The 21715-nt window shown below is 65.0% G+C and carries 18 protein-coding genes; 8 read left to right on the top strand and 10 right to left on the bottom strand.

The genetic code is table 11. The features are described from left to right. Positions 1–18: 18 nt before the first annotated feature. From waaC to O3300_RS20840, 3 genes are all read right to left on the bottom strand, one after another. The gene (gene waaC, locus O3300_RS20830) at positions 19–1041 is read right to left on the bottom strand and encodes a lipopolysaccharide heptosyltransferase I (protein WP_305053995.1); all 1023 of its coding nucleotides are present in this window, start codon (positions 1039–1041) and stop codon (positions 19–21) included. A 4-nt stretch (positions 1042–1045) separates the two neighbouring features. Further along, the gene (locus tag O3300_RS20835; RefSeq protein WP_305053996.1) at positions 1046–2428 is read right to left on the bottom strand and encodes a phosphomannomutase/phosphoglucomutase; all 1383 of its coding nucleotides are present in this window, start codon (positions 2426–2428) and stop codon (positions 1046–1048) included. A gap of 91 nt (positions 2429–2519) precedes the next feature. Beyond that, positions 2520–2828 carry an H-NS histone family protein gene (locus O3300_RS20840; RefSeq protein WP_289917266.1) on the bottom strand — a complete coding sequence of 103 codons (309 nt, stop codon included), beginning with the start codon at positions 2826–2828 and terminating at the stop codon, positions 2520–2522. A gap of 451 nt (positions 2829–3279) precedes the next feature. Between O3300_RS20840 and O3300_RS20845 the strand changes: the two genes are divergently transcribed. The 7 genes from O3300_RS20845 to O3300_RS20875 all read left to right on the top strand — a co-directional run bounded on the left by O3300_RS20845 (position 3280) and on the right by O3300_RS20875 (position 9713). Next, the gene (locus tag O3300_RS20845; RefSeq protein ID WP_305053997.1) at positions 3280–4119 is read left to right on the top strand and encodes a symmetrical bis(5'-nucleosyl)-tetraphosphatase; all 840 of its coding nucleotides are present in this window, start codon (positions 3280–3282) and stop codon (positions 4117–4119) included. Between the two features lie 93 nt (positions 4120–4212). Next, a complete protein-coding gene (locus tag O3300_RS20850) occupies positions 4213–5133 on the top strand; it encodes an AraC family transcriptional regulator (protein WP_289917271.1) in 921 nt (306 codons plus the stop codon). A 118-nt stretch (positions 5134–5251) separates the two neighbouring features. Then, positions 5252–5806, top strand: coding sequence for a carboxymuconolactone decarboxylase family protein (locus O3300_RS20855; RefSeq protein WP_305053998.1), 555 nt, complete (start codon positions 5252–5254; stop codon positions 5804–5806). Between the two features lies 1 nt (position 5807). Beyond that, a complete protein-coding gene (locus O3300_RS20860; protein ID WP_305053999.1) occupies positions 5808–6893 on the top strand; it encodes an acyl-CoA dehydrogenase family protein in 1086 nt (361 codons plus the stop codon). After that, positions 6890–7684 (top strand): ABC transporter ATP-binding protein, encoded by a 795-nt coding sequence (locus O3300_RS20865; RefSeq protein ID WP_305054000.1) that lies wholly within the window; start codon positions 6890–6892, stop codon positions 7682–7684. Before O3300_RS20860 ends, O3300_RS20865 begins: the two co-directional genes overlap by 4 nt. Before the next feature lie 17 nt (positions 7685–7701). Next, the gene (locus O3300_RS20870; RefSeq protein WP_305054001.1) at positions 7702–8946 is read left to right on the top strand and encodes an ABC transporter substrate-binding protein; all 1245 of its coding nucleotides are present in this window, start codon (positions 7702–7704) and stop codon (positions 8944–8946) included. A 2-nt stretch (positions 8947–8948) separates the two neighbouring features. Continuing rightward, on the top strand, positions 8949–9713 hold the full coding sequence (locus O3300_RS20875) for an ABC transporter permease (protein ID WP_099666544.1): 765 nt from the start codon (positions 8949–8951) through the stop codon (positions 9711–9713). On the opposite strand, the gene O3300_RS20880 is transcribed toward O3300_RS20875, so the two are convergent. The 6 genes from O3300_RS20880 to O3300_RS20905 form a co-directional block, all read right to left on the bottom strand. After that, positions 9710–10456 (bottom strand): 1-acyl-sn-glycerol-3-phosphate acyltransferase, encoded by a 747-nt coding sequence (locus tag O3300_RS20880; RefSeq protein ID WP_305054002.1) that lies wholly within the window; start codon positions 10454–10456, stop codon positions 9710–9712. The genes O3300_RS20875 and O3300_RS20880 overlap by 4 nt on opposite strands. 87 nt (positions 10457–10543) lie before the next feature. Continuing rightward, positions 10544–11845 carry a dihydroorotase gene (locus O3300_RS20885; RefSeq protein ID WP_305054003.1) on the bottom strand — a complete coding sequence of 434 codons (1302 nt, stop codon included), beginning with the start codon at positions 11843–11845 and terminating at the stop codon, positions 10544–10546. Between the two features lie 24 nt (positions 11846–11869). Further along, entirely contained in the window at positions 11870–12835 is a 966-nt protein-coding gene (locus O3300_RS20890; protein ID WP_034746695.1) for an aspartate carbamoyltransferase catalytic subunit, read from the bottom strand. After that, positions 12828–13352, bottom strand: a complete 525-nt coding sequence (pyrR, locus tag O3300_RS20895; protein ID WP_289900306.1) for a bifunctional pyr operon transcriptional regulator/uracil phosphoribosyltransferase PyrR — start codon at positions 13350–13352, stop codon at positions 12828–12830. Before pyrR ends, O3300_RS20890 begins: the two co-directional genes overlap by 8 nt. A 38-nt stretch (positions 13353–13390) precedes the next feature. Further along, positions 13391–13774 (bottom strand): Holliday junction resolvase RuvX, encoded by a 384-nt coding sequence (ruvX, locus tag O3300_RS20900; RefSeq protein ID WP_070256114.1) that lies wholly within the window; start codon positions 13772–13774, stop codon positions 13391–13393. Positions 13775–13939: 165 nt separating this feature from the next. Continuing rightward, positions 13940–14542, bottom strand: a complete 603-nt coding sequence (locus O3300_RS20905; protein ID WP_034746689.1) for a YqgE/AlgH family protein — start codon at positions 14540–14542, stop codon at positions 13940–13942. A 386-nt stretch (positions 14543–14928) separates the two neighbouring features. Between O3300_RS20905 and O3300_RS20910 the strand changes: the two genes are divergently transcribed. Continuing rightward, positions 14929–16392 (top strand): deoxyribodipyrimidine photo-lyase, encoded by a 1464-nt coding sequence (locus O3300_RS20910; RefSeq protein ID WP_305054004.1) that lies wholly within the window; start codon positions 14929–14931, stop codon positions 16390–16392. Between the two features lies 1 nt (position 16393). Here the strand turns inward: O3300_RS20910 and O3300_RS20915 are convergent, their stop codons facing one another. Further along, the gene (locus O3300_RS20915) at positions 16394–21685 is read right to left on the bottom strand and encodes an Hpt domain-containing protein (RefSeq protein ID WP_305054005.1); all 5292 of its coding nucleotides are present in this window, start codon (positions 21683–21685) and stop codon (positions 16394–16396) included. Between the last annotated feature and the right edge of the window lie 30 nt (positions 21686–21715).

The following is a 21715-nucleotide window of genomic DNA, read 5'->3' on the forward strand; positions in this document are numbered from 1 at the left end:
GTTTGTTTAACGTTGAAGTCAGGCGGGAGGGTGGTCGGCCAGCAGGCGCCGCGCCGCGGCCAGCACTTCCGGCACGCCGGGCGGCGCGCCTTTGTCGCCCAGGTTGATGATTCTCGGCGACCAGTTGCCTTCCGTTTTCCACAGCGGCGAATCGGCATAGATTTCCACCGTCGGACGCACAAAGGCGGCGGCGATATGCGTCAGGCCCGTGTCGACGCCGATCACCAGCGCCGCATGGCGCGCCAGCAGGGTGGCGTCGCCCATCGACAGCTTTGGCAGCAGGCGCGCGTTGGGCAGGCTGGCCGCCAGTTGTTCGGCTTCCGCCTTTTCCTTGGGCGAACCCCAGGGCAGCAAAATCGGCATGGGCGCGAGCGCGTGGCCCAGGGCGATCCAGTTCTCCCGCGCCCATTTCTTGGCGTCGCGCGCCGTGCCGTGGAAATACACGCAGTAGGGCGCCTCGCCCATCCAGTCCGGACGCGCTTCGCTGGCCGATACGTCCGGCAAGCCGAAATCGGCCGGCGTGTCGACCGTATAGCCGAGTGCCGCGCCGGCCACCAGGCGGCCGCGCGCTACCGCATGCGTACGCGGGTCGAGCGGAATGCTTTTCGTATGAAAAATGCGCGAGATGCCTTCGTAGCCGGAGCCTTCGCTGCCATTGGCCAGGCCGACTTTCTGTCCGCCCGGCGCCAGGCGCGCGGCACCCATGATGATGCCCGTCTTGAGCAAGCCCTGGGTATCGAACACATAATCGTAGCGCGTCTGCCGCAGGCTGCGGAAAAAGGCAGCGATTTCCGCACGCGTTTCTTTCTTGCCCAGGCTCTTGCGCCAGCGCCGCAGCGCGAACGGGAAGATGGTACCCACGCGCTGGTTCAGGCGCACCAGGCTGACGTAACCCTCTTCGACCACCCAGTCGATGGTCGCATCCGGATAATGGCGGGCGATGTCCGCTACCATCGGCAGGTTATGCAGCACGTCGCCCAGCGAGGACACCCGCACCAGCAGGATTTTCAAGGGCGCCTGTGCGCCAGCTTGGCCGGCCATGCTGTCAGAACGGCAGCACAGCGTCTGGCTTGGCGGCCAGGATCACGCTCTTGAACTGTCCTTGGATGCGCGCCAGCGCTGCCGGCGTTTCCGCTTCGAAGCGCATGACGATCACCGGCGTGGTGTTCGACGAACGGGCCAGGCCGAAACCATCCGCATACTCCACGCGCAAGCCGTCGATGGTGATGATCTGCTCATTGCCGGGGAAGACGGCGTCGCGGCGCAGCATGTCCATCAGCGCGACATTCTCGCCTTCCTTCAGTTCCAGGTGCAGTTCGGGCGTGCTGTCGGACTGCGGCAAGGAGTTCAGCAGGCTTGACGGATCCGCTTCGCGCGTGAGGATTTCCAGCAGGCGCGCAGCCGAATACAAGCCGTCGTCGAAACCGTACCAGCGGTCCTTGAAGAAGATATGGCCGCTCATTTCGCCACCCAGCGGCGCACCCGTCTCGCGCAGCTTGGCTTTTACCAGCGAGTGGCCCGTCTTGTACATCAGCGGCACGCCGCCATGCTTGGTGATGTAAGGCGCCAGGTGGCGCGTGCATTTGACGTCGTACAGGATTTGCGCGCCCGGATGGCGGGTCAGCACGTCGGCCGCGAACAGCATCATCTGGCGGTCGGGGTAGATGATCTGGCCATCCTTGGTGACCACGCCCAGGCGGTCGCCGTCGCCGTCGAAGGCGATGCCGATTTCCGCATCGGTCTCGGCCAGGCAGCGGATCAGGTCTTGCAGGTTTTCCGGATGCGCCGGATCCGGATGATGGTTCGGGAAATTGCCATCGACTTCACAGAACAGTTCGATGACCTCGCAGCCCATGCCGCGGAACAGGTCGCCCGCAAATGCGCCGGCCACGCCATTGCCGCAATCGACGGCGATCTTGATCGGGCGCGCCAGCTTGACGTCACCCAGGATGCGCTCCAGGTAGGCGGCGCGGATATCGTGCGTGGCATAGCTGCCTGGCGTGCTGCTGGCGCTGCCGTCGTGCGCGACGATGCTGTGGTACAGGGCCTGGATCGCTTCGCCGTGAATGGCTTCACCGGCCAGCACCATCTTGAAGCCGTTGTAGTCGGGCGGATTGTGGCTGCCCGTGACCATGATGCCGGAACGCGTGTCGAGCACATTCGTGCCGAAGTAGACCATCGGCGTGGCCACCACGCCCAGGTCGATCACGTCGACGCCTGCAGCTTGCAAGCCCTGCGCCAGCGCCGCCGTCAATTCCGGCCCCGACAGGCGGCCATCGCGGCCGATCACGACCCGCTGCTCGCCCTTGGCCAGGGCGGCCTGGCCAAATGCCTGACCGATCTTGTGGGCCACGCTGGCATCGAGGGTTTTAGCGATGATGCCGCGAATATCGTAGGCCTTGAAGATCGTTCTGGACAATGGAAGCATGGTGTGGGCGGTATAAAGAGGGTCAAATAGGGTGCCTGGCAAGGCGCAGCGCGGGGCTGACGGCTTGCTACTGCGCCAAGAGTATACCGAATTATACGCGCAGCAGATCGATCGACTTGCCCGATTCCACCCATTGCCTGACCCACAGCGGCTGGCGGCCACGGCCTGTCCATTGTTCGGTCGCATTGTCAGGATGGCGGTAACGCACCGCGACTTTGCCCGTGCGCGGGTGCAAGCCGTCGAGTATCAACTGTTTCAGCGGAATACCCGCCTGCTGCGCGATGGCCATGATCTGTTCGCGCGCCTTGTTCAAGTCTTCACGTTCGCGGCTGTTCAATTCCTGCTTGATATTATCTTCCAGCTTGCGCAATTCCAGCATCGTCATCGTAGACAGATCCATCCCGTACATCCTTTATATTAATTTAAATAATAAAATAGCGTGAAATATACTACATTGCATAAACATCTGCGCAGAGTTGCATAATCCATCGCCTATTGAATCACGGCTATCGGCTTATTTATCTGCTCCACATTAAGATTCAATGAAAAATATGCCGAAAGTACGCGTAGAAAATAAATAAACATGGATGAGTGGTATTCCGGCAGCCTGCGCAGGCCGCTTGCAAGATCAGCGTGGCGCGGCTATCCATTCCGATAAACGCGCTGGCGGATAATTATCGATATACGCCAGCGGGAAATGCCGCCCCATTAAATCTCCGGCAGCATAATCGGCATCCGCTTTTCTTCCCGCCGGCCGTGCGCGCAATCGGGTACCGACCAGGAATGCACCCAACGCCAAAGGGCAGGCATGCTTATAATGCAGGCGCGTAGTTCACTTCACCCCGGCACATATGAAAACTTACTTTATCGGCGATCTGCAAGGCTGCCATGCACAAACCATCGAACTGATCGAACGGATCCAGGCGGCAGCGAATGGCCCGTACCGCCTGCTGTTCGCTGGCGACCTGATCAACCGCGGCCCGGCCTCGCTGGCCACGTTGCGCCACGTGCACGCGCTTGCGCAGCAGGGCCTGGCCGACAGCGTCCTGGGCAACCATGACTTGCACCTGCTGGCCGTGACCAACGGCATCCGCCCCGAGCATGCGTCCGATACGCTGGCCGAAATTCTCGACGCGCCCGACCGCGACGAGTTGATCAACTGGCTGCGCCAGCGGCCGTTGGCACTGGCACACGATGGCCACGTGCTCGTGCATGCGGGCTTGCTGCCACAATGGAGCGCGGCCCAGGCCCTGTCCCTGAGCGGGGAAGTGTCCGCGATGCTGCGCAGCGACGGCTGGGTGGCCTTCCTGCGCACCATGTACGGCAACGAGCCGGCCGCCTGGCGCGACGACCTGCAGGGCGCCGACCGGCTGCGCTGCATCGTCAACGCCATGACGCGGCTGCGCTTTTGCACGCCGGAAGGCGTGATGGACTTCAAGATGAAGGAGAGCGGCAGCCCGCCGCCGGGTTCCGGCCTGCTGCCGTGGTTCGACGTGCCGGGACGGCGCAGCGCCGGCGACACCATCGTCTTCGGCCACTGGTCGGCGCTGGGACTGCTGCTGCGGGAGCACCTGATCGGCCTCGATAGCGGCTGCGTCTGGGGTGGAAAACTGTCGGCCGTGTGCCTGGAAGACCGCTCGCTGCTGCAAGTCGCCTGCCCCGCCTTCCAGCAGCACAGCGGCAAGCGCTAGATGGCATGCATGGCGCGCATATGCTTAGTCGAAATCGGTCGTTGGCCTTGCCGCGCGCAGCCCGTATGATGCAGCTTTTGCCTTTGCGATCCCATGCATCCTGATACCGACAGACTGGCGCGCTGGCTGCTCGGCAGCCTGGAACTCGACACCGCCGTCCTGCATGTGGGCCAGTACTGCGGCCGCTGGCGCGCCTCCACGGCGGGCCGGGAACTGGGCAGCTTTCACCTGGTGCTCGATGGCCACTGCTATCTGCACCTCGACGGGGCGGCTCCGATTGCGCTCGGCCCGCGCGACGGCGTCTTCCTGCTGCGCGACTTGCCGCACTTCCTCAGCCCGCACAGCGACCCGCTGCAGGCGGTCAGCGCGCAAGCCATGCTGCCGCTGCAGTCGTCCACGGACCAGCCGGCGACGGCGCTGGCCTGCGGCTTCTTTCAATTTCGCGGCGCACTCTCCGCGCTGATCGTCGACTCCTTCCCGCCGTACCTGCTGATACGCGGCGACGCGCCCGCCTTCAGCGCCGCTGCCGCGCTGTTCGACCTGATATTGGCGGAAGCCGGCGGCGACCCGGAACAACCGTCGCCGCTCATCGCGCGCCTGGTCGAACTGCTGTTCTTTTACCTGATACGCCATGTGGCGCAGGGCGAGCAGGTGGCGGCCGGCCTGCTGTCGCTGCTGCACCAGCCAGCATTTTCGCCGCTGCTCGAACGCATGCTCGACGCCCCCGCCGACGACTGGTCGATCGAGAACATGGCCAAGGCCGCGTGCATGTCGCGCGCCAGCTTCTGCAAGCATTTCGCCAGCGCCAGCGGCCACTCGCCGGCCCAGTTCCTGCTCCTGCTGCGCATGAAGATCGCCGCGCGGCGCCTGCACGATGGCGTCTCCGTCGAACGCGCGGCCGAACTGGTGGGCTACCGCTCGCACGCCGCCTTTACGCGCGCGTTCAAGCGGGTCACGGGCGAACAGCCGGGCGCCTACCGGCGCGACCAGCGCCAGCGCCAACTGGCCAGCTGAAATCAAGGATCGCACAATCGCAGACGAACGAGCACAAAAGGACGACGCTGACGTCTGTTACCTGCACGGCATGGCCGATATAATGCATGAGTGACTTACCAACTTAGCAAGGTACCCCATGTCCCGTCTGACGCTGCACACTCTCGATACCGCCCCGGCCGATAGCCGCCCCTTCGTGGAAAAGGCCATCGCCAACAATGGCTTCCTGCCCAACCTGATCGGCGTGCTGGCCAATGCCCCGCTGGCCCTGGAAACCTATCTGACCGTCTCCGGCATCAATGCGCGCGCCAGCCTGACGTTAATGGAACGCGAAGTGGTGCAAATCACGGCCGCGCGCATCCACGGCTGCGATTTCTGCATCGCCGGCCATAGCGCCATCTCGCTGAAAAAAGCGGGCCAGACGCCCGATACCGTGCGCGCGCTGCAGCATGGCCAGCCGACGAACGACACCAAACTGGACGCCATCGCCGCCTTCGCCACGGCCGTCATCGCCACGCGCGGCGCCGTCAGCGACGCCGAATATCAAACCTTCCTGGCGGCCGGCTACAACGAACAGCAAGCGCTGGAAGTGGTGCTGGGCATCAGCCTCGCGACGCTGTGCAATTTCTCCAACAGCCTGGCCGGCACGCCCGTCAATCCGCAATTGACGCCCTACCTGCCTGGCGCCGTCTGACATGGGCCACCTCAATCACTGGCTGCACACGCATGCCGACCAATTGGACCAATCGTCGGACCTGGCTGAAACCATTTTGCCAACCCTCGCTGGCGACCAGTTGCTGGCCATCGGCGTGCCGCAGGAACACGGCGGCGCGGGCGGCGACGTACGCGACGCCATCGACGCCATCGCCAAAGTTGCCGAGCAATCGGTGACGGCGGCCTTTGTCTTCTGGGGCCAGCGCTGCTTCATCGAATTCCTGCTGCAAAGCGGGAACCGCGCCCTGGCCGAACGCCGCTTGCCTGGCCTGCTGGCAGGCACGCAGGCCGGCGCCAGCGGCCTGTCGAACGCCATGAAATTCTTGTCCGGCATCGAGCAACTGCAAATTACGGGCGCGCGCCAGGAAGACGGCTTGCTGGTCGACGGCGGCCTTGCGTGGGTGACGAACTTGCGCAAGGCGGGCTTTGTCGCGGCAGCCGCCGTGGCGCCGAACGATGGCACGCCACCCGTCATCGTTGCCTTCGACAGCAGCACGACAGGCGTCAAGCGCAGCGACGACCTGGACCTGATCGCCTTGCGCGGCAGCAATACGGCGTCCGTCAAGCTGGCGCAGGTGCACATTCCCGCCGCGGACATCATCAGCGACAACGCGCCGGCCTGGCTGCCGCAGGTGCGCCCATCGTTCCTGGGCATGCAGTGCGGCCTGTCGATCGGCCTGGCGCGCGCCAGCCTGGCCAAGGCGGCGCAGATTTCGGCCGGTTCGCGCAACGCGCTCACGCCGCGCATCGAAGCGCTGCAAGCGACCCTGGAGGCCGCCGTCGCCACCTTGCTGGCCGGCGTGCACGATGGCCGCTTCAAGGCGCAGGCACCGGCCATGTTCCGCCTGCGCATACAGCTGGCCGACGTGCTGCAGCAGGCGCTGATGCTGGAACTGCAAGCCATGGGCGGGCGCGCCTACCTGAACGCCGAGCAGCAGGGCTTTGCCCGCCGCTGGCGCGAATCGTCGTTCATCCCCATCGTCACTCCCAGCCTGACGCAGCTGCAGGCAGCCTTGCAGTTGTTCGACAGCCAGCAGGCGGCCAAGGCGGCGGGAGCCCCGGCATGAGCGTTGCTGATTGGGCCTTGCAGGCGCAGGACCTGAGCTATGCCTATGCGGGCAGCGCGCCCGTGTTCCAGCACGTGTCTCTGGGTGTGCGCCAGCGCGAAATCGTCTGCCTGCTGGGCGGCAGCGGCTGCGGCAAATCGAGCCTGTTGCGCGTGCTGGCCGGCTTACAGCCGCCGTCCACGGGCGAGATTCAATTCCTCGATGCCCCCATGCGCGAACCGGACCCGCGCAGCGCCCTCGTCTTCCAGCAAGCCAGCCTGCTGCCCTGGCTGAACGTCACGGGCAATGCCGGTTTCGGCCTGGACTTCAAGCACCAGCCGCAGCTGACGCGCGAAGCGCACCAGGCGCGCGTGGCGCAAGCCATCGAGGCGGTGGGATTGAAGGGACGCGAAAAGCTGTATCCATCCGCCCTCTCGGGCGGCATGGCGCAACGCGTGGCGCTGGCCCGTGCGCTGGCGCGCGAACCGGAACTGCTGTTCGCCGATGAACCGTTTTCCGCACTCGACGCCATCACGCGCGCCGAGATGCAGTCGCTGCTGGTTGACGTGGTGCACCGCTGGCACACTGCCGTGCTGCTCGTCACGCACGATATCGATGAAGCGATCCTCGTGGCGGACCGCATTCTGCTGATGGGCGGCAAACCGGGCAACATCGTGCGCGAATGGCCCGTCGCCATCGCTCAGCCCCGCATCGGCCACAGCGCAGACGTCATCGCCCTCAAGATGGACATCCTCGACGCCCTGCAAGCGCTGCAAAAGCAGGATCAAACGCCCGCCTTCGCCCCCAATTAATCGACCGGAACTTTCCCATGACATTCGAAGATCAAAACAAACCCCTGCATATCTGCGCTTCGTCCGATTGCGACTGCGGCCTGACGCGGCGCGACTTCCTGCGCATGTCGGCCCTGGCCACGGCCAGCGTGGCTTCTCCCCTGCTGTTCGCCGGTGACGCCATGGCCCAGCAAGGCCCGAAAGGCGACGACCAGCCCGTGAAAATCGGCTACCTGCCGATTACCGACGCCACCCCGCTGCTCGTCGCCCACGCCCGCAAGCTGTTTGAAGCGGAAGGCCTGCAGGCGGAAACGCCTCGCTTGTTCCGCAGCTGGGCGCAGATCATCGAAGCCTTCGTCGCCGGCCAGGTCAACGTCATCCACCTGCTGTCGCCGGCCACCCTGTGGGTGCGCTACGGCGCCAAGTTCCCTGCGAAAGTCGTCGCCTGGAACCACGTCAACGGTTCCGCGCTGACGGTGGCCAACGAGATCAACAAGGTCTCCGACCTGGGCGGGCGCACGGTCGCCATCCCGTTCTGGTATTCGATCCACAACATCCTGCTGCAGCAGATCCTGTCCTCCAACGGCCTGACCCCGGTCACGCGGGCGCGCAACGCAGCCATCAAATCGAATGAGGTCAATCTGATCGTGCTGGCGCCGGCCGAAATGGTCTCCGCGCTGGCCAGCAAGTCGATTGCCGGCTACATCGTGGCCGAGCCGTTCAATGCGGCGGCAGAAAACGCCGGCATCGGCAAGATCCTGCGCTTCTCGGGCGACGTGTGGAAAAACCATGCATGCTGCGTCACCTTCCTGTCCGAGCGCGACATCGACACGCGCCCCGAATGGGCGCAGAAGGTCACCAACGCCATCGTCAAGGCGCAGTTGTGGACGCGCTCGAACCAGGTCGACACGGCCAAGCTGCTGTCGAACGTGGGCGAGCACCGCTACACGCCGCATCCGCTGCAAGTGCTGACCAAGGTGCTGGCCACCAGCGATTACGCCGGCTATGAAAAACAGGGCCTGATCGTGCACAAGAACTGGCAGCAGCGCCGCATCGACTTCCAGCCGTATCCGTTTGCCTCGTACACGGAAGAACTGGTGCGCGCCATCGGCCGTACCAAGGTCGAAGGCGATACGCGCTTCCTGGCGAACCTCGATCCGAAGTTCGCCGCGCGCGACCTGGTCGATGACCGCTTCGTGCGCAAGGCCATCACGGCAGTCGGCGGCCCAGCCGCCTTCGGCTTGCCGGCCAACCTGCTGCGCAGCGAAACCGTGGCGGTCTGACGATGGCAAGCAAGTTGTTCACGAAGTTCGGCCTGCCCCTGGTGGGGCTGGCCTGTGCCTTGCTGCTGTGGTCCATGGGCGTGACGGCACTGGAGAAATCCACGCCCATCGCCACCGCCTTCGCGCCCTTGCCCACGGCGCTGGCGTTCCAGGAGATGGTGGGCGGTTCGGATATCTGGCTACACGTGGTATTGAGCCTGCAACGGGTGGCCGTGGGCCTGGGACTGGCGATCGTCATCGGCGTGCCGCTGGGCGTGCTGGTGGCCATGTCGAAGAGCTTTTCCGGTGCGGCCATGCCGCTGTTCCAGTTGCTGCGCATGATTTCGCCGTTGTCGTGGATGCCGATCGCCGTGATGGTGCTCGGTGTCGGTGATGCACCCGTGTACTTCCTGCTGGCGTTTGCGGCCGTCTGGCCGATTTTGCTCAATACGGCGGCCGGCGTGGCGCGGCTCGATCCGAACTGGCTGCTGCTGGCACGCAGCCTGTCGGCCACGCGCAGCGAAATCGTCTTCAAGGTGATTTTACCGGGTATCACGGCCGATATCCTGACGGGCGTGCGCCTGGCCATCGGCATCATCTGGATCGTGCTGGTGCCGGCGGAAATGCTGGGCGTGTCGGCGGGTCTCGGTTACTTCATCCTCGATACACGCGACCGCCTCGCGTATTCAGAGCTGATGGCCGCCATCGTGCTGATCGGCATACTCGGCTTCATCCTCGACTACCTGGCCCGCGCCGCGCATGCACGCTGGCTGCACGTGAAGGGTTAAGCCGCCTGCTCCAGCGGCAGCGCGGCGGCCACCGCCGCCTGCGTTGCCGCCGCCAGGTCGCGCCGGTGCGCGTCCAGGGTCGCCACCGGCGCCAGGCAAGTCAAGCGCGCCGTGATGGGCGGGCCGCTCAATATCGCCACCATACTTTGCGCAAAACTCATCTCGCCGATGAAATCGACGGCGTGGTGCAGCGCGCCCTTGTCATCCACATACACGAGCGCGAACGGCTGCACTGGCACTTGCGCGTCGATGGCCGCCTCGAACAGGTTGGCGTGGAACGGCAAAATCTGTCCTTGCGCGGCGGTGGTGCCTTCGGGGAAGAACGCGATGCGCTCGCCCGCCGTCAACTTGTCCACCAGCCCCTGGAAGATCAGGCGCAAATCGCGCTTGCTGCCGCGCGAAATGAAGATGGTGCCGGCGCGTCCCGCCAGCCAGCCCAGGATGGGCCAGGCGCGGATTTCCGCCTTGGCGACGAAACGGCAGGGGTGAACGGCATTGATGACGAAGATATCGAGCCACGACACGTGGTTCGCCACCACCATCGCATGGTCGAGCGCCGGCACGCTGTCCGCCGGCTGCGCCACGTGCACGCCGCAGATATCGAGCAGCTGCGTCGACCAGCGGCGGATGCGCCGGTTGCGCCCCTCCAGGTCCAGCCAGGGAAAGAGCATGGCGCTCTTGGCCATGCCGCAGCTCAGGTGAATGGCGATGCGCGCGAGGCGGTAGGTAAGCAGAAGTTTCAAATCACACCAACAAATAAACCAGAACCGAAATCCGGGAGCAGACAAGGGATGCCGGGGCAGCGTGCCCCGGTCCACGGATCTGATTTTTTAACGCTGATACGCCACCTGTCCGGCGACGATGGTCGCCTTGACGATGCCGCTCAGCTCATAGCCGAGGAAAGGCGTGTGCTTGCCCTGGCTGGCCAGCGACGCCGACGACACGGTCCAGCGCGCGGCGGGGTCGAAGACGCAGATGTCGGCCGCTTCGCCCACGGCCAGGCTGCCGGCAGGGATGCCGGCGACACGGGCCGCATCGGACGTGACCTTGGCCACGGCGCGCGCCAGCGGACGGGCGCCCGCCTGCGGTTGCGCCAGCGCATAGTCGTCGGCCCATTTCAGGGCCAGCGACAGCAGCAGTTCGAGGCCAGTGGCGCCGGGCGACGCTTCGCCGAACGGCAGCAGTTTCTCATCGTCGTCGACGGGCGTATGGTCCGAGCACATGGCGTCGACCGTACCGTCGAGCAAGCCGGCGCGGATCGCATCGCGGTCGCGCTGACTGCGGAACGGCGGCGTGACCCTCGCGTTCGGGTCGAAGAAACCGATATCGGCGTCCGTCAGGTGCACATGGTGCACGCCCACGTCGCAGGTGACGGGCAAGCCTTCGGCCTTGGCGGCGCGGATCAGTTCCAGGCCCGCCGCCGACGAGATGCGGCACAGGTGCACGCGCGCGCGGCTGGCGCGCATCAGCTCAAAGATCGTGTGCAGCGCGATGGTTTCGGACATCACGGGCACGCCGGATAGGCCCAGGCGCGATGCCAGCGGACCGCTGTGGGCGATGCCGCCACGGCCGATGTGCGGGTCTTGCGGGCGCAGCCAGACCGTGTAGCCGAAGGTGTTCGCGTACTGCATGGCGCGCAGCAGCACGGTGGTGTCTTCGATCGGCTCTTCCGCCTGCGCAAAGCCGATACAGCCCGCTTCCGTCAATTCGGCCATTTCCGTCAGCGACTTGCCCTTCAATCCCATGGTCAGTGCGCCCAACGGATGCACGTGCGCCTTGTTCTGCGTCTTGGCGCGGTATTTCAGCATTTCTACCAGGCCCGGCTCGTCGAGCACGGGATCGGTGTCGGGCGGGCACACCAGGCTCGTGACGCCGCCCTGAAGGGCTGCCTGCAACTCCGATTCCAGCGTTGCCTTGTATTCGTAGCCCGGCTCGCGCAGGCGCGCGGACAGGTCGACCAGACCGGGGGAAACCACCAGGCCGGCCGCGTCAAAGGTGGTGTCGGCGGTGAAACCGGCCGGGGCGCTGCCCACGGCCAGCACCTTGCCGTCGGCGATAAACAGGTCTTGCAAGCCATCGATGCCGTTGGCAGGGTCGATCAGGTGGCCGTTCTTGATATGTAGTGTCGTCATGCTCGCTTACTCGTCCTTGGGCTATCAGCCCTGATTACCAGCCAAAATACTCATCACCGCCATGCGCACGGCGATACCGAACGTCACCTGCGGCAGGATCACCGCCTGCGGACCGTCGGCCACAGCCGAATCGATCTCCACGCCGCGGTTCATCGGGCCCGGATGCATGACGATGGCGTCCGGTTTCGCCAGCGCCAGGCGCTCGGGCGTCAAGCCATAGCTCTTGAAATATTCCTGCGCCGACGGCAGCAGCGCGCCGCTCATGCGTTCATTCTGCAGGCGCAGCATGATGATCACGTCCACGCCTTTGAGGCCTTCATCCATGTTGGTGAAGGTGCGTACGCCCATCTGTTCCAGGCCGCCCGGCAGCAGGGTGTGCGGGCCAATGGCGCGCACTTCCGGCACGCCCAGGGTGGTCAGCGCGTGGATGTCGGAACGGGCCACGCGGCTGTGCAGGATATCGCCCACGATGGCCACCGTCAGGTTGGTGAAATCCTTCTTGTAGTGGCGGATCGTATACATGTCGAGCAAGCCCTGGGTCGGGTGCGCATGGCGTCCGTCGCCCGCGTTGACCACGTGGACGTGCGGCTGCTTCGTGTCGATCAGGTGCTTGGCGATCAGGTAAGGCGCGCCCGACTGCGCGTGGCGTACGACAAACATGTCGGCATGCATGGCCGACAGGTTGTCGATGGTGTCGAGCAGGGACTCGCCCTTGCTGGCCGATGACGCCTGGATGTTCAGGTTGATGACGTCGGCCGACAGCCTTTTTGACGCGATCTCGAAGGTGGTGCGGGTGCGCGTGGAGTTTTCAAAGAACAGGTTGAAAACGCTCTTGCCGCGCATCAGCGGGACCTTTTTCACATCGCGGTCGGAGATGCCGACGAACGAGGAAGCGGTATCGAGGATGTGGTTGACGATAGACTTCGGCAAGCCTTCAATCGTCAGCAGATGTTGCAGTTCGCCGTGTTTATTCAGTTGCGGATTAAGCATGGTGGTTATCTATGGTGAGCGTGAATTTTCCATCGTCGGCTTGCTTCAGGACCAGGGCCTGGCCCGGCGGCACGGCTGTGAAGGCGGCCACGAAATCGGCGGCCACCGGCAACTGGCGTTCGCCGCGGTCGACCAGGGCGGCCAGCATGATCTTGGCCGGGCGGCCATAGTCGAACAATTCGTTGATGGCCGCGCGCGTGGTGCGGCCCGTGTACAGCACATCGTCGACCAGCAGGATGGTGGCGCCGGCCACGTCAAAGCTGATTTGCGTCGGCTTGACGTCCGCATGCAGGCCCTTCTGGGCGAAGTCGTCGCGGTAGAACGAGACATCGAGCACGCCCAGGCGGTCGAGCAGGTTCAGGTCGCGTGCCAGGCGTTCAGCCAGCCAGGCGCCGCCCGAATGGATGCCGACGATGGCCACGTTGGGGATGCCCGCCAGGCCGCTCTGCACCTGTTGCAGCAAGACCGCGTACAGGGCCTCGGCGTCGAGTTGGGAAGGATTCGTAGGATGCGGCATAGGGTTCTTGATCATTCAGGAATGGGTCAAAGGTCAGATTAATAATTCGCGTCGAAATACTGTTGCAGGATGATGGCGGCGGCGCGGTCATCGATGACCTCACCGCGCTTGGCGGCGATGACGGCCGATGAATAACGCTCGTCGACCAGTTCCACCGGCAGGTTGAAGCGGCCATGCACCTGGTTGGCGAAACGGCGGCAGCGCGCGCTCATTTCGTGTTCCGTGCCGTCGGGATGGCTGGGCAAGCCCACCACGATGCGGCTCGCGCCCCACTCCCTGATCAGGCTATCGATGGCAGCAAACTTCGGCTCATTCGCCGTGGCCGTGATCACGCTGAGCGGCTTGGCCTGGCAAATCATGGTATTGCCGATGGCCACGCCGATGCGTTTCAAGCCGAAATCGAAGGCGAGGATGGTGTCGATGGCGTCACTCGTCACAGCATTTTTCCATAATAAAGATCAACATAGGTGGTGCCAGAAACCGTAGCGAGCAAGCTCAATGTCGGGTTGAGTAGCGGAGCTGTACGAAGGTACAGCGAGCAACGGATGCCCGAAAGTGGGCTGCGCAGTAGGTTTATGGCATCCACCTCATGCGTGTCCGGCCTCGCTCGCCAGCATGAGCGGATCGATACCGAGCAACTTGATGGCCGCCACGTAGCGCTGCTCGATGGGGAAATCAAACAGGATGTCGGCCGAGGCGCCCACCGTCAGCCAGCCGTTGCGGCCGATCTCGTCTTCCAGCTGGCCCGGACTCCAGCCCGAGTAGCCGATCGAGACCAGCATGCGCTCGGGGCCATCGCCCTTGGCGACGGCTTCGAGCACGTCGATCGAGGTGGTAAACGCCACTTCATCGGTCACCGTCAGCGACGAGGAATAGCGCGCGCCCGGCGTATGCAGCACGAAGCCGCGGTCGTCCTGCACCGGACCGCCGAACATGATCGGTTCGTTGATGATGGGCGTGTCGCTGCCGGCCGCCAGTTTCAGGTCGATGCGGTCGAACAGCACTTCCATGGTCATGTCGGTGGGCTTGTTGATGACGACGCCCAGCACGCCGTTTTCATTATGTTCACACACGTACACGACCGTGCCGCCGAAGATCGGATCTTGCATGGCCGGCATCGCAATGAGGAAATGGTTGGCCAGATTCAGGGTGGAGGAACCGGTCGCAGCCGGCTCTCCCACACCCTGCATCAAACGATGTCCTGGTAGAGTCTGGTCGATTTTACTCTTTTTCATACGCGATGCTCTCTCTGTGGGCTTGCTGGCAAGTCTCGCTTACCCCGCTATCGTACGCCTGGCACCTCCTGCCGCGAATGTTGGGCGGCGAGAGCCGTGTTGCCAGGCGCTATTCTTGTTATGTTATAAATTAATGGTCAATTCGCTTTGCCTGCAGGCGCATTTCAATGCCAATTGTAAAATTGATTGCAAAATCGCTGTCGCACATAAAGCACCACGAACATACCCGGTAGTTTACACTGAATTGCCGCCGCAGCGACGCCAAAGGCGCGACGCGAGCGGCGATAAAGCCCCGTTGGCGGCAAAAAATGGCCTATCTTTGACCCTGAACACGCGAAATAATGACAATCAAGACTTCCCTGGTGTGGTTCCGGCGCGATCTGCGCGCGTTTGATCATGCTGCACTGCATCACGCCCTGCGCCAGAGCCAGGCCGTGCATTGCGTCTTCGTGTACGACACCGCCATCCTGGCGGCCCTGCCGCGCCGCGACCGGCGGGTCGACTTCATCCATGCCAGCCTGGCCGAGCTCGCTGGCGAGCTGCGCCAGCTGGGCGGCGACCTGATCGTGCTGCACGCGGACGCGGCCGAGGCCATCCCGCGCCTGGCCGCCGAATTGAACGCCGACGCCGTCTTTGCCAACCACGACTACGAACCGCAGGCCATCGCGCGCGACGCCACGGTGGCCGCCGCGCTCACGCGCGATGCGCGCCTGTGGTTCAGTTTCAAGGACCAGGTGATCTTTGAAAAGGACGAAGTGCTGACGCTCTCGGCCAAGCCGTATACCGTCTACACGCCGTACAAGAATGCCTGGCTGAAGAAAATGCGCGCGGAACCCGGCTGCCTGGCGCCATTCGCTATCGAGCCGCATGCGGCCAGCCTGGCGCCGCCGCGCACCGGCACACCGATGCCCCTGCCCACCTTGGGCGAGCTGGGTTTCGAACCGAGCAACCTGGCCGAGCTGGCCATTCCCACCGGCATGTCGGGCGCCAGCATGCTGTTCGAGGATTTCCTGCCGCGCGTGGCCCGCTACGACGTGGCGCGCGATTTCCCCGCCCTGAAGGGACCGTCCTACCTGTCCATGCATCTGCGCTTCGGCACCGTGTCGCTGCGCTACCTGGTGCGCACCATCGTCGACCTGATGGATAGGGGCGGCGGAGGCGATGGCGCGCCCGTCTGGCTGGCCGAACTGATCTGGCGCGATTTCTACGCCATGATTTTGTACCAGAACCCGCACGTGGAAGGCGGCGCCTTCAAGCCGGCCTACGACGCCATCGCGTGGGAAACGGGTCCTGAAGCCGATGCCGCCTTTGCCGCCTGGTGCGAGGGACGCACCGGCTATCCGCTGGTGGACGCGGCGATGGCGCAGCTGAACCAGACGGGCTACATGCACAACCGCCTGCGCATGGTCACGGCCTGCTTCCTGATCAAGGACCTGGGTATCGACTGGCGCCGCGGCGAAGCGTATTTCGCGCTGCACCTGAATGACTTCGACCTGGCGTCGAACAACGGCGGCTGGCAATGGGCTTCGTCGTCCGGCTGCGACGCCCATCCCTACTTCCGCATCTTCAATCCGATCACGCAATCGGAAAAATTCGATGCCAGCGGGCGCTTCATCCGCCGCTACCTGCCGCAGCTGAAGGCGCTGGGCGACAAGGAAATCCACGCACCCTGGCTGGTGCCGCGCATGCTGCTCGAGCAAAAAAACATCGTGCTGGGGCGCGACTATCCGGAACCGCTGGTGCAGCACGACGAGGCGCGCAAGGAGACCCTGGAACGCTATGCCGTGGTAAAGGTGGTGGCGTAGGTCAAGATTCGGTCAACAAGCGCCCCACCTCCGCCAGCAATTCCTCTTCCTGGAACGGCTTGCCGAAATACGCATTCACGCCCAGCTCGAACGCATGTGCGCGGTGCTTGTCGGCGCTGCGCGAAGTGATCATGATGATGGGGATGGCGCGCGTCTTGTCGTCGCTGCGCACATTGCGCGTCAAGTCAAAACCATCCATGCGCGGCATCTCCACGTCGACCAGCAGCAGGGCCGGCATGGCAGCCGGCTCCAGCGCATACAACTGCTCCAGCGCATCGACGCCATCCTTGGCCAGCAGCACCTGGTAGCCTTCGCGCTCGAACAGGCGCTGCATCACGCGGCGCACCGTCAGCGAATCGTCGACCACCATCACGCGCACAACCGGCGCGGCCAGCGCGCTGGAAACGGCATGCTGCTCGCGGCTGGCCAGCGCATATTGCGACAGCAGTTCCGGATGGTGCTCAAGGTGCTGCGCCAGCGCCACGGGGTTCAGGATCAGCACGATGTCGCCCGTGCCCAGCACCGTGGCGCCGGCAATGCCCGGCATGCGCGCCAGTTGCGGGCCCACGTGCTTGACCACGACTTCGCGGTTACCCAGCACGTCATCGACCTGCAAGGCCAGCCTGTCATTGCCATTCCTCAGCAACAGCACGGGCGCATAGCGCTGCGTGGCCTGCGCCGTCGGCGTCTCGCCCAGCATGGCCGACAGGTGGTGCAGCGCCAGCGACTGCCCGTGCGACTCGACGCGTCCGGCCGCCCGCACCTGCTCCAGCTGCTCGCCTTTCAAGTGCTGCACCTGCTCCACCAGCACCGATGGCAAGGCATACGTCTTGCCGTTCGCCGCCAGCAGCACCACCTGGGTGACGGCCAGGGTCAGCGGCAGGTGGATAGTGAAGCGCATGCCGAGGCCCGCCTGCGTCAGCGTTTCCACGCGCCCGCCCAGCGCCAGCGCTTCGGAGCGCACGATGTCCATGCCAAAACCGCGTCCGGCCAATTCCGTCAGGCTGTCGGCGGTGGAAAAACCCGGTGTGAAAATCAGCTCGGCCGCCTGCGCGTCGGTCAATGGCGCGTCCGTCGCCAGCAGGCCGGCGCCGTGCGCCTTGGCACGGATGCGCTCCAGGTCCAGCCCCGCGCCATCGTCGGAAAAGGCGATCACCACTTCGTTGCCCTGCTGACTGACCTGCACCAGCAGCTCACCCGTTTCGCTCTTGCCCGCAACCAGGCGCGCGTCGCGCGGCTCGACGCCGTGCACGATGGCGTTACGCAGCAGGTGTTCGAACGGAGCAGCCATGCGTTCGAGCACGCTGCGGTCGATTTCCACGCCACCGCCGCGGATGTCGAGATTGACGCGCTTGTCGACTTCCTTGGCGCTTTGCCGCGCCACGCGGAACAGGCGTTCGGCGATGCTGGCAAACGGTACCATGCGGATCTGCATCAGGTCGCGCTGCAGCTCGCGCGTCAGCCGCGCCTGCAGCACCAGGTCGTCCGTCACCGCGTCGACGCTGTGGCTGAGGTTTTCATGGAAGGAGGCCACGTCGTTGACGCTTTCGGCCATCATGCGCGTGAGTTCCTGCAAGCGCGTAAAGCGGTCGAATTCGAGCGGGTCGAAATCGCGCTCGCTGCCGACGGCCATGCGCGAGGCAATCTGCGATTCGGCCTGCATTTCCACTTCGCGCAGCTGGCGCCGCAAGCGCGCCAGGTTGTCGGAAAACTCGGACAGCGAGGCGCCCAACACGCCGACTTCATTTTCCATCTTCGAGCGCGTGATCGACACTTCGCCCGCCTGGTTCACTAGGCGGTCGAGAATATCGGCGCGCACGCGCACCAGGGCCGCCTTCGGTTCGGCGACCGGCGTGTCTTCCATGCCCGGCAAGGGCAACAAGGGCTGCTGCAACTGCTCGAACAGGTGCAACGCATGGTCGTAATGGGCCAGCAATTCCTCGAAAGCCTGCGGCGTGGCGGTGCCCGCATGCAGCATGTTTTCGATATGCGTCTCGATTTCATGCGCATGTTGGCCCAGGCGCATGGCGCCGGCCATGCGTGCGCTGCCCTTGACCGTATGCAGGGTGCGCAACAGCATTTGTGCCTGGCCGCTGTCGTGCGCCTGCTGCTGCCAGCTGCGCAGCGCCTCGCCGATCTGCGGCAGCAGGTCGGCGCCCTCTTCCAGGAAGACGGACAATAAATCGAGGTCAAGTTCATCGCTGATGCCGGCGCTGGCCGCCAGCAGCGCGGCCGCATCGGCTGGCATGATGGCAGGCGCCGGCGCTTCCGGCGCCGCGTGCTCCAATGGCGGCGCGTGCTCGAAACCGGCGTCGAACAGGTCATCGCTGGCGCCGCTGTCCTGCACCGGCGCTGGCAGAGGTACTTCGGCAGCAGCCGGCTGCAGCGCGTCGGCGACGATGCTCGCATACGTCGCCTCGAACAGGGTCTCGAGCTGCGGCACAGGAATCTCGGCCAATGCGTCGGCCAGCGCGTCGGGTAGCGACTCGGCAGGCTGGGCCGGTGCGCCGACGATACTGGCGTAAGCGGCCGCAAACAGGGCGTCGAGCCGCTCTTCCTTGCTCTCGCCGGGCGCCGCCGTCAGGGCGCGCCACAGGGTGTTGAGCGCTTCGATCATGTCCGGCTGCGTTGGCGCCAGATCGCCCAGCGCAAACGCCTGCAGCATTTGCCCGATGCGCTGCGTGGCCTGCTCCAGCACGTCGTGCTGTTCGGCGCGCAGGCCGGCCAGCGGCGGCACCACCGTTTCGATCACCGTCTCGAGCGCATGCGCCAGGTCGCGCAGGGACTGGAAGCCGACCGTGCCCGACGTCCCCGCCAGGGTATGCACGGCTTGCAGCGCTTCCGCGCTAACGGCGCGCTGCTCATGACGCCATTCGCCGAAGTCGCGCGTGAGCACGCGCAGCAATTCATCCGTCTCGGCCAGGTAGATGTTGTACAAGGGAAGGCTGACGCGCAGTTCGCCCACGTGCTTGAGGTGATCGTCCGGCGCTTCGTGGAGCGCGGGCCCCGTGGCCAGGGGAAGGCCGATCACATTGCCATTGCCGGCCACGGGCGCGGCCGGGCGCGGCTTGCGCAATTCGAACGGACCGCCTTCGCGCACGCGCTCGGCCGCCGCCAGCAGCATGCCGGCCTCGCGCTCTCGCCCTGCCCCGCCTTCCAGTTCCGCCACCCATTCGCTGAGCTGGTACCAGCCGTAGTTCAGCAGGGTAAACAGATCGTCGCTGACGGGTCGCGCTTCGGCCAGCCAGGTATTCATGACGCGCTCGATGGCGCCGGCCGCTTCGGCAAACTGCGCCAGGCCGATCATGCGGCTGCTGCCCTTCAGGGTGTGGAACGAGCGACGCAGCATGGCCAGGTGGTCGCCGCTGGCGGCTTGCTCGCGCGGCAGGGCCAGCGTGGTGTCGACAAAGGCCAGCACTTCGCGCGCTTCGGCCATAAAAATGTCGAGCATCTCCGCATCGACATCGGTCACTGCCGGCGCGGCATCCATGCCGGCAGGCGCGGCGGGCGCCAGGGCCTGGTCGAGCAAGGGTACGGGCACGGCGCCGGCGGCGGCGACTTTTTCAAATGGCAGGGCGCGGAAGGCGCCGGCGGCGGCGTCGAAATGGAAACGCCCGCTGGCCGCCTGCGCGTTACGGCCCAGCATGTCGACAAAAAATCCCAGCGCGCTGACATTTTGCGCGATCTCGTCGAGCGCCCCGGCGCGCGCCTCCGTATTGGCGTCGCCACCGGCCAGCTGCCGCACGGCCGCATCGACCTGCAGCACGGCGGCGCGCGCCTCTTCCTGTTCCAGCCCGGCCAACTGCTGCTGCAACTGCTCCAGCACGGGCGCGACGCCATCGAGTGCCCCCGCCTTCGCCCCCGCTGCATCCGCGTAATACGCATTGAGCACCTTTTCCACCTGGCGCAGGCCCGTCTTCATTTCCTCGGCCAGCGCGGCCACCGTCTGCCCCTGTTCGATCTGGCGCGACAGCTCGCCCGCCGTGACGGGCGGCGGCGCTTCGCCAGCCAGCAGCGCCTGCAGGCGCGCGGCGATGGTTTCCGCATTGCCGGCGAAATCGTCGGGCAGGCGGCGCACCTGCTCCAGGCCCGTGTCGGCAAACAGCAGCGCCATGCCGATTTCATTTTCCAGGGCCGCACTGCGTCCGCTGGCCACGGCTTGCCGCGCCACGGCCGCGCATTCGCGCAACAGGCTGGCCAGGGCCGGCTGCTTCAGGGACTCCGCATGCGCGGCCACCTGTTGCAGGGATGCGTCAAAATCCGTGCCCAGGGCGGGATCGAGGTCGGCTTGCGCCAGGCGGCTCCAGCTGGCACGCGCCTGCGCCAGTGCCGTGCGGGCGCCTTGCAAGGCCTCCTGGTCGACCTGACCGTAGCGCCGCGTTTCCAGATCGGCGGGCACCTGCCCGTCCAGAGCGAAGGCGGCACGCAGCTGGCGCGCCTCCGGCGTGGGCTCGGTGGCGGCGGCAATGAAGAACAGAGCGTCGCGCAGCATCGCTTCGGGCAGGCTGGCCGTGCCCTGCGCCAGGCGGCGCAACTGCAGATTGATCAGGCCGAACAACTGTTTGACGTTGAGCGTACCCATGCCCTCGCCGCTGGCCGCCAATCCGGCAAACGCCTGCATGGCGAACCAGAAGGTGCGCGCCGGCGCTTCCTGCTGCGCATCGGCCACCAGCGTCAAGGTGGCGTGCAAGTCGCTCGCATGCTGGCGCCGCGCCGCGTCATCCTGCGCCTTCAGGAAGGGCAGCAGGGACTTTTCAAAGCGCCCGCGCCAGGCCGGATAGTCGGCTACCGGGGGCGCGTCCGCCAGCGCAATCGCATACCCTTCCAGCACCGACGCCGGCGGAAAGAACAGGTCGGCCGGGTGACTGCGCTCGGCGCCCAGCATGGTTTGCAGGTCTCGGTAGTAGGGGAACAAGCGCGTCGGCTGCGGCGGCGTGCCGGCCACCAGGTCTTCCAGATATTCGGTCAGGGCCTGATACAGTTCGGCGACGACTTGCGCATGGTCCAGGGTGTATTCGAGGCTGCCGTCGCGAAAGCGCGAAAGCGCCTGCTCCGCGCCGTCCGTCAGCAGGCTGGCGCCGGCCACGTCGACCATCACCAGTGCGCCGTGCGCCTGGTGCAGATGCGAGCGCGCATGCTGCAGGGCCGTGGCGCGTTCCTCGCGCTCGCGGCCACCCGCCTCGAACAAAGCTGTTTTCGAGCGGCCCAGCGCTTCGCGGATTTCCACCATCACCCACGACAAAGGTTCGCTGTCGAACGGCTTGGACTGCAGTGGACTATCAGGTGTGCTCATGCATGCCTCGGTAAGGAAATCGCCTGGACT

The organism is Janthinobacterium sp. SUN206, from assembly GCF_030587305.1.
Classification (GTDB): Bacteria; Pseudomonadota; Gammaproteobacteria; order Burkholderiales; family Burkholderiaceae_D; genus Janthinobacterium; species Janthinobacterium kumbetense.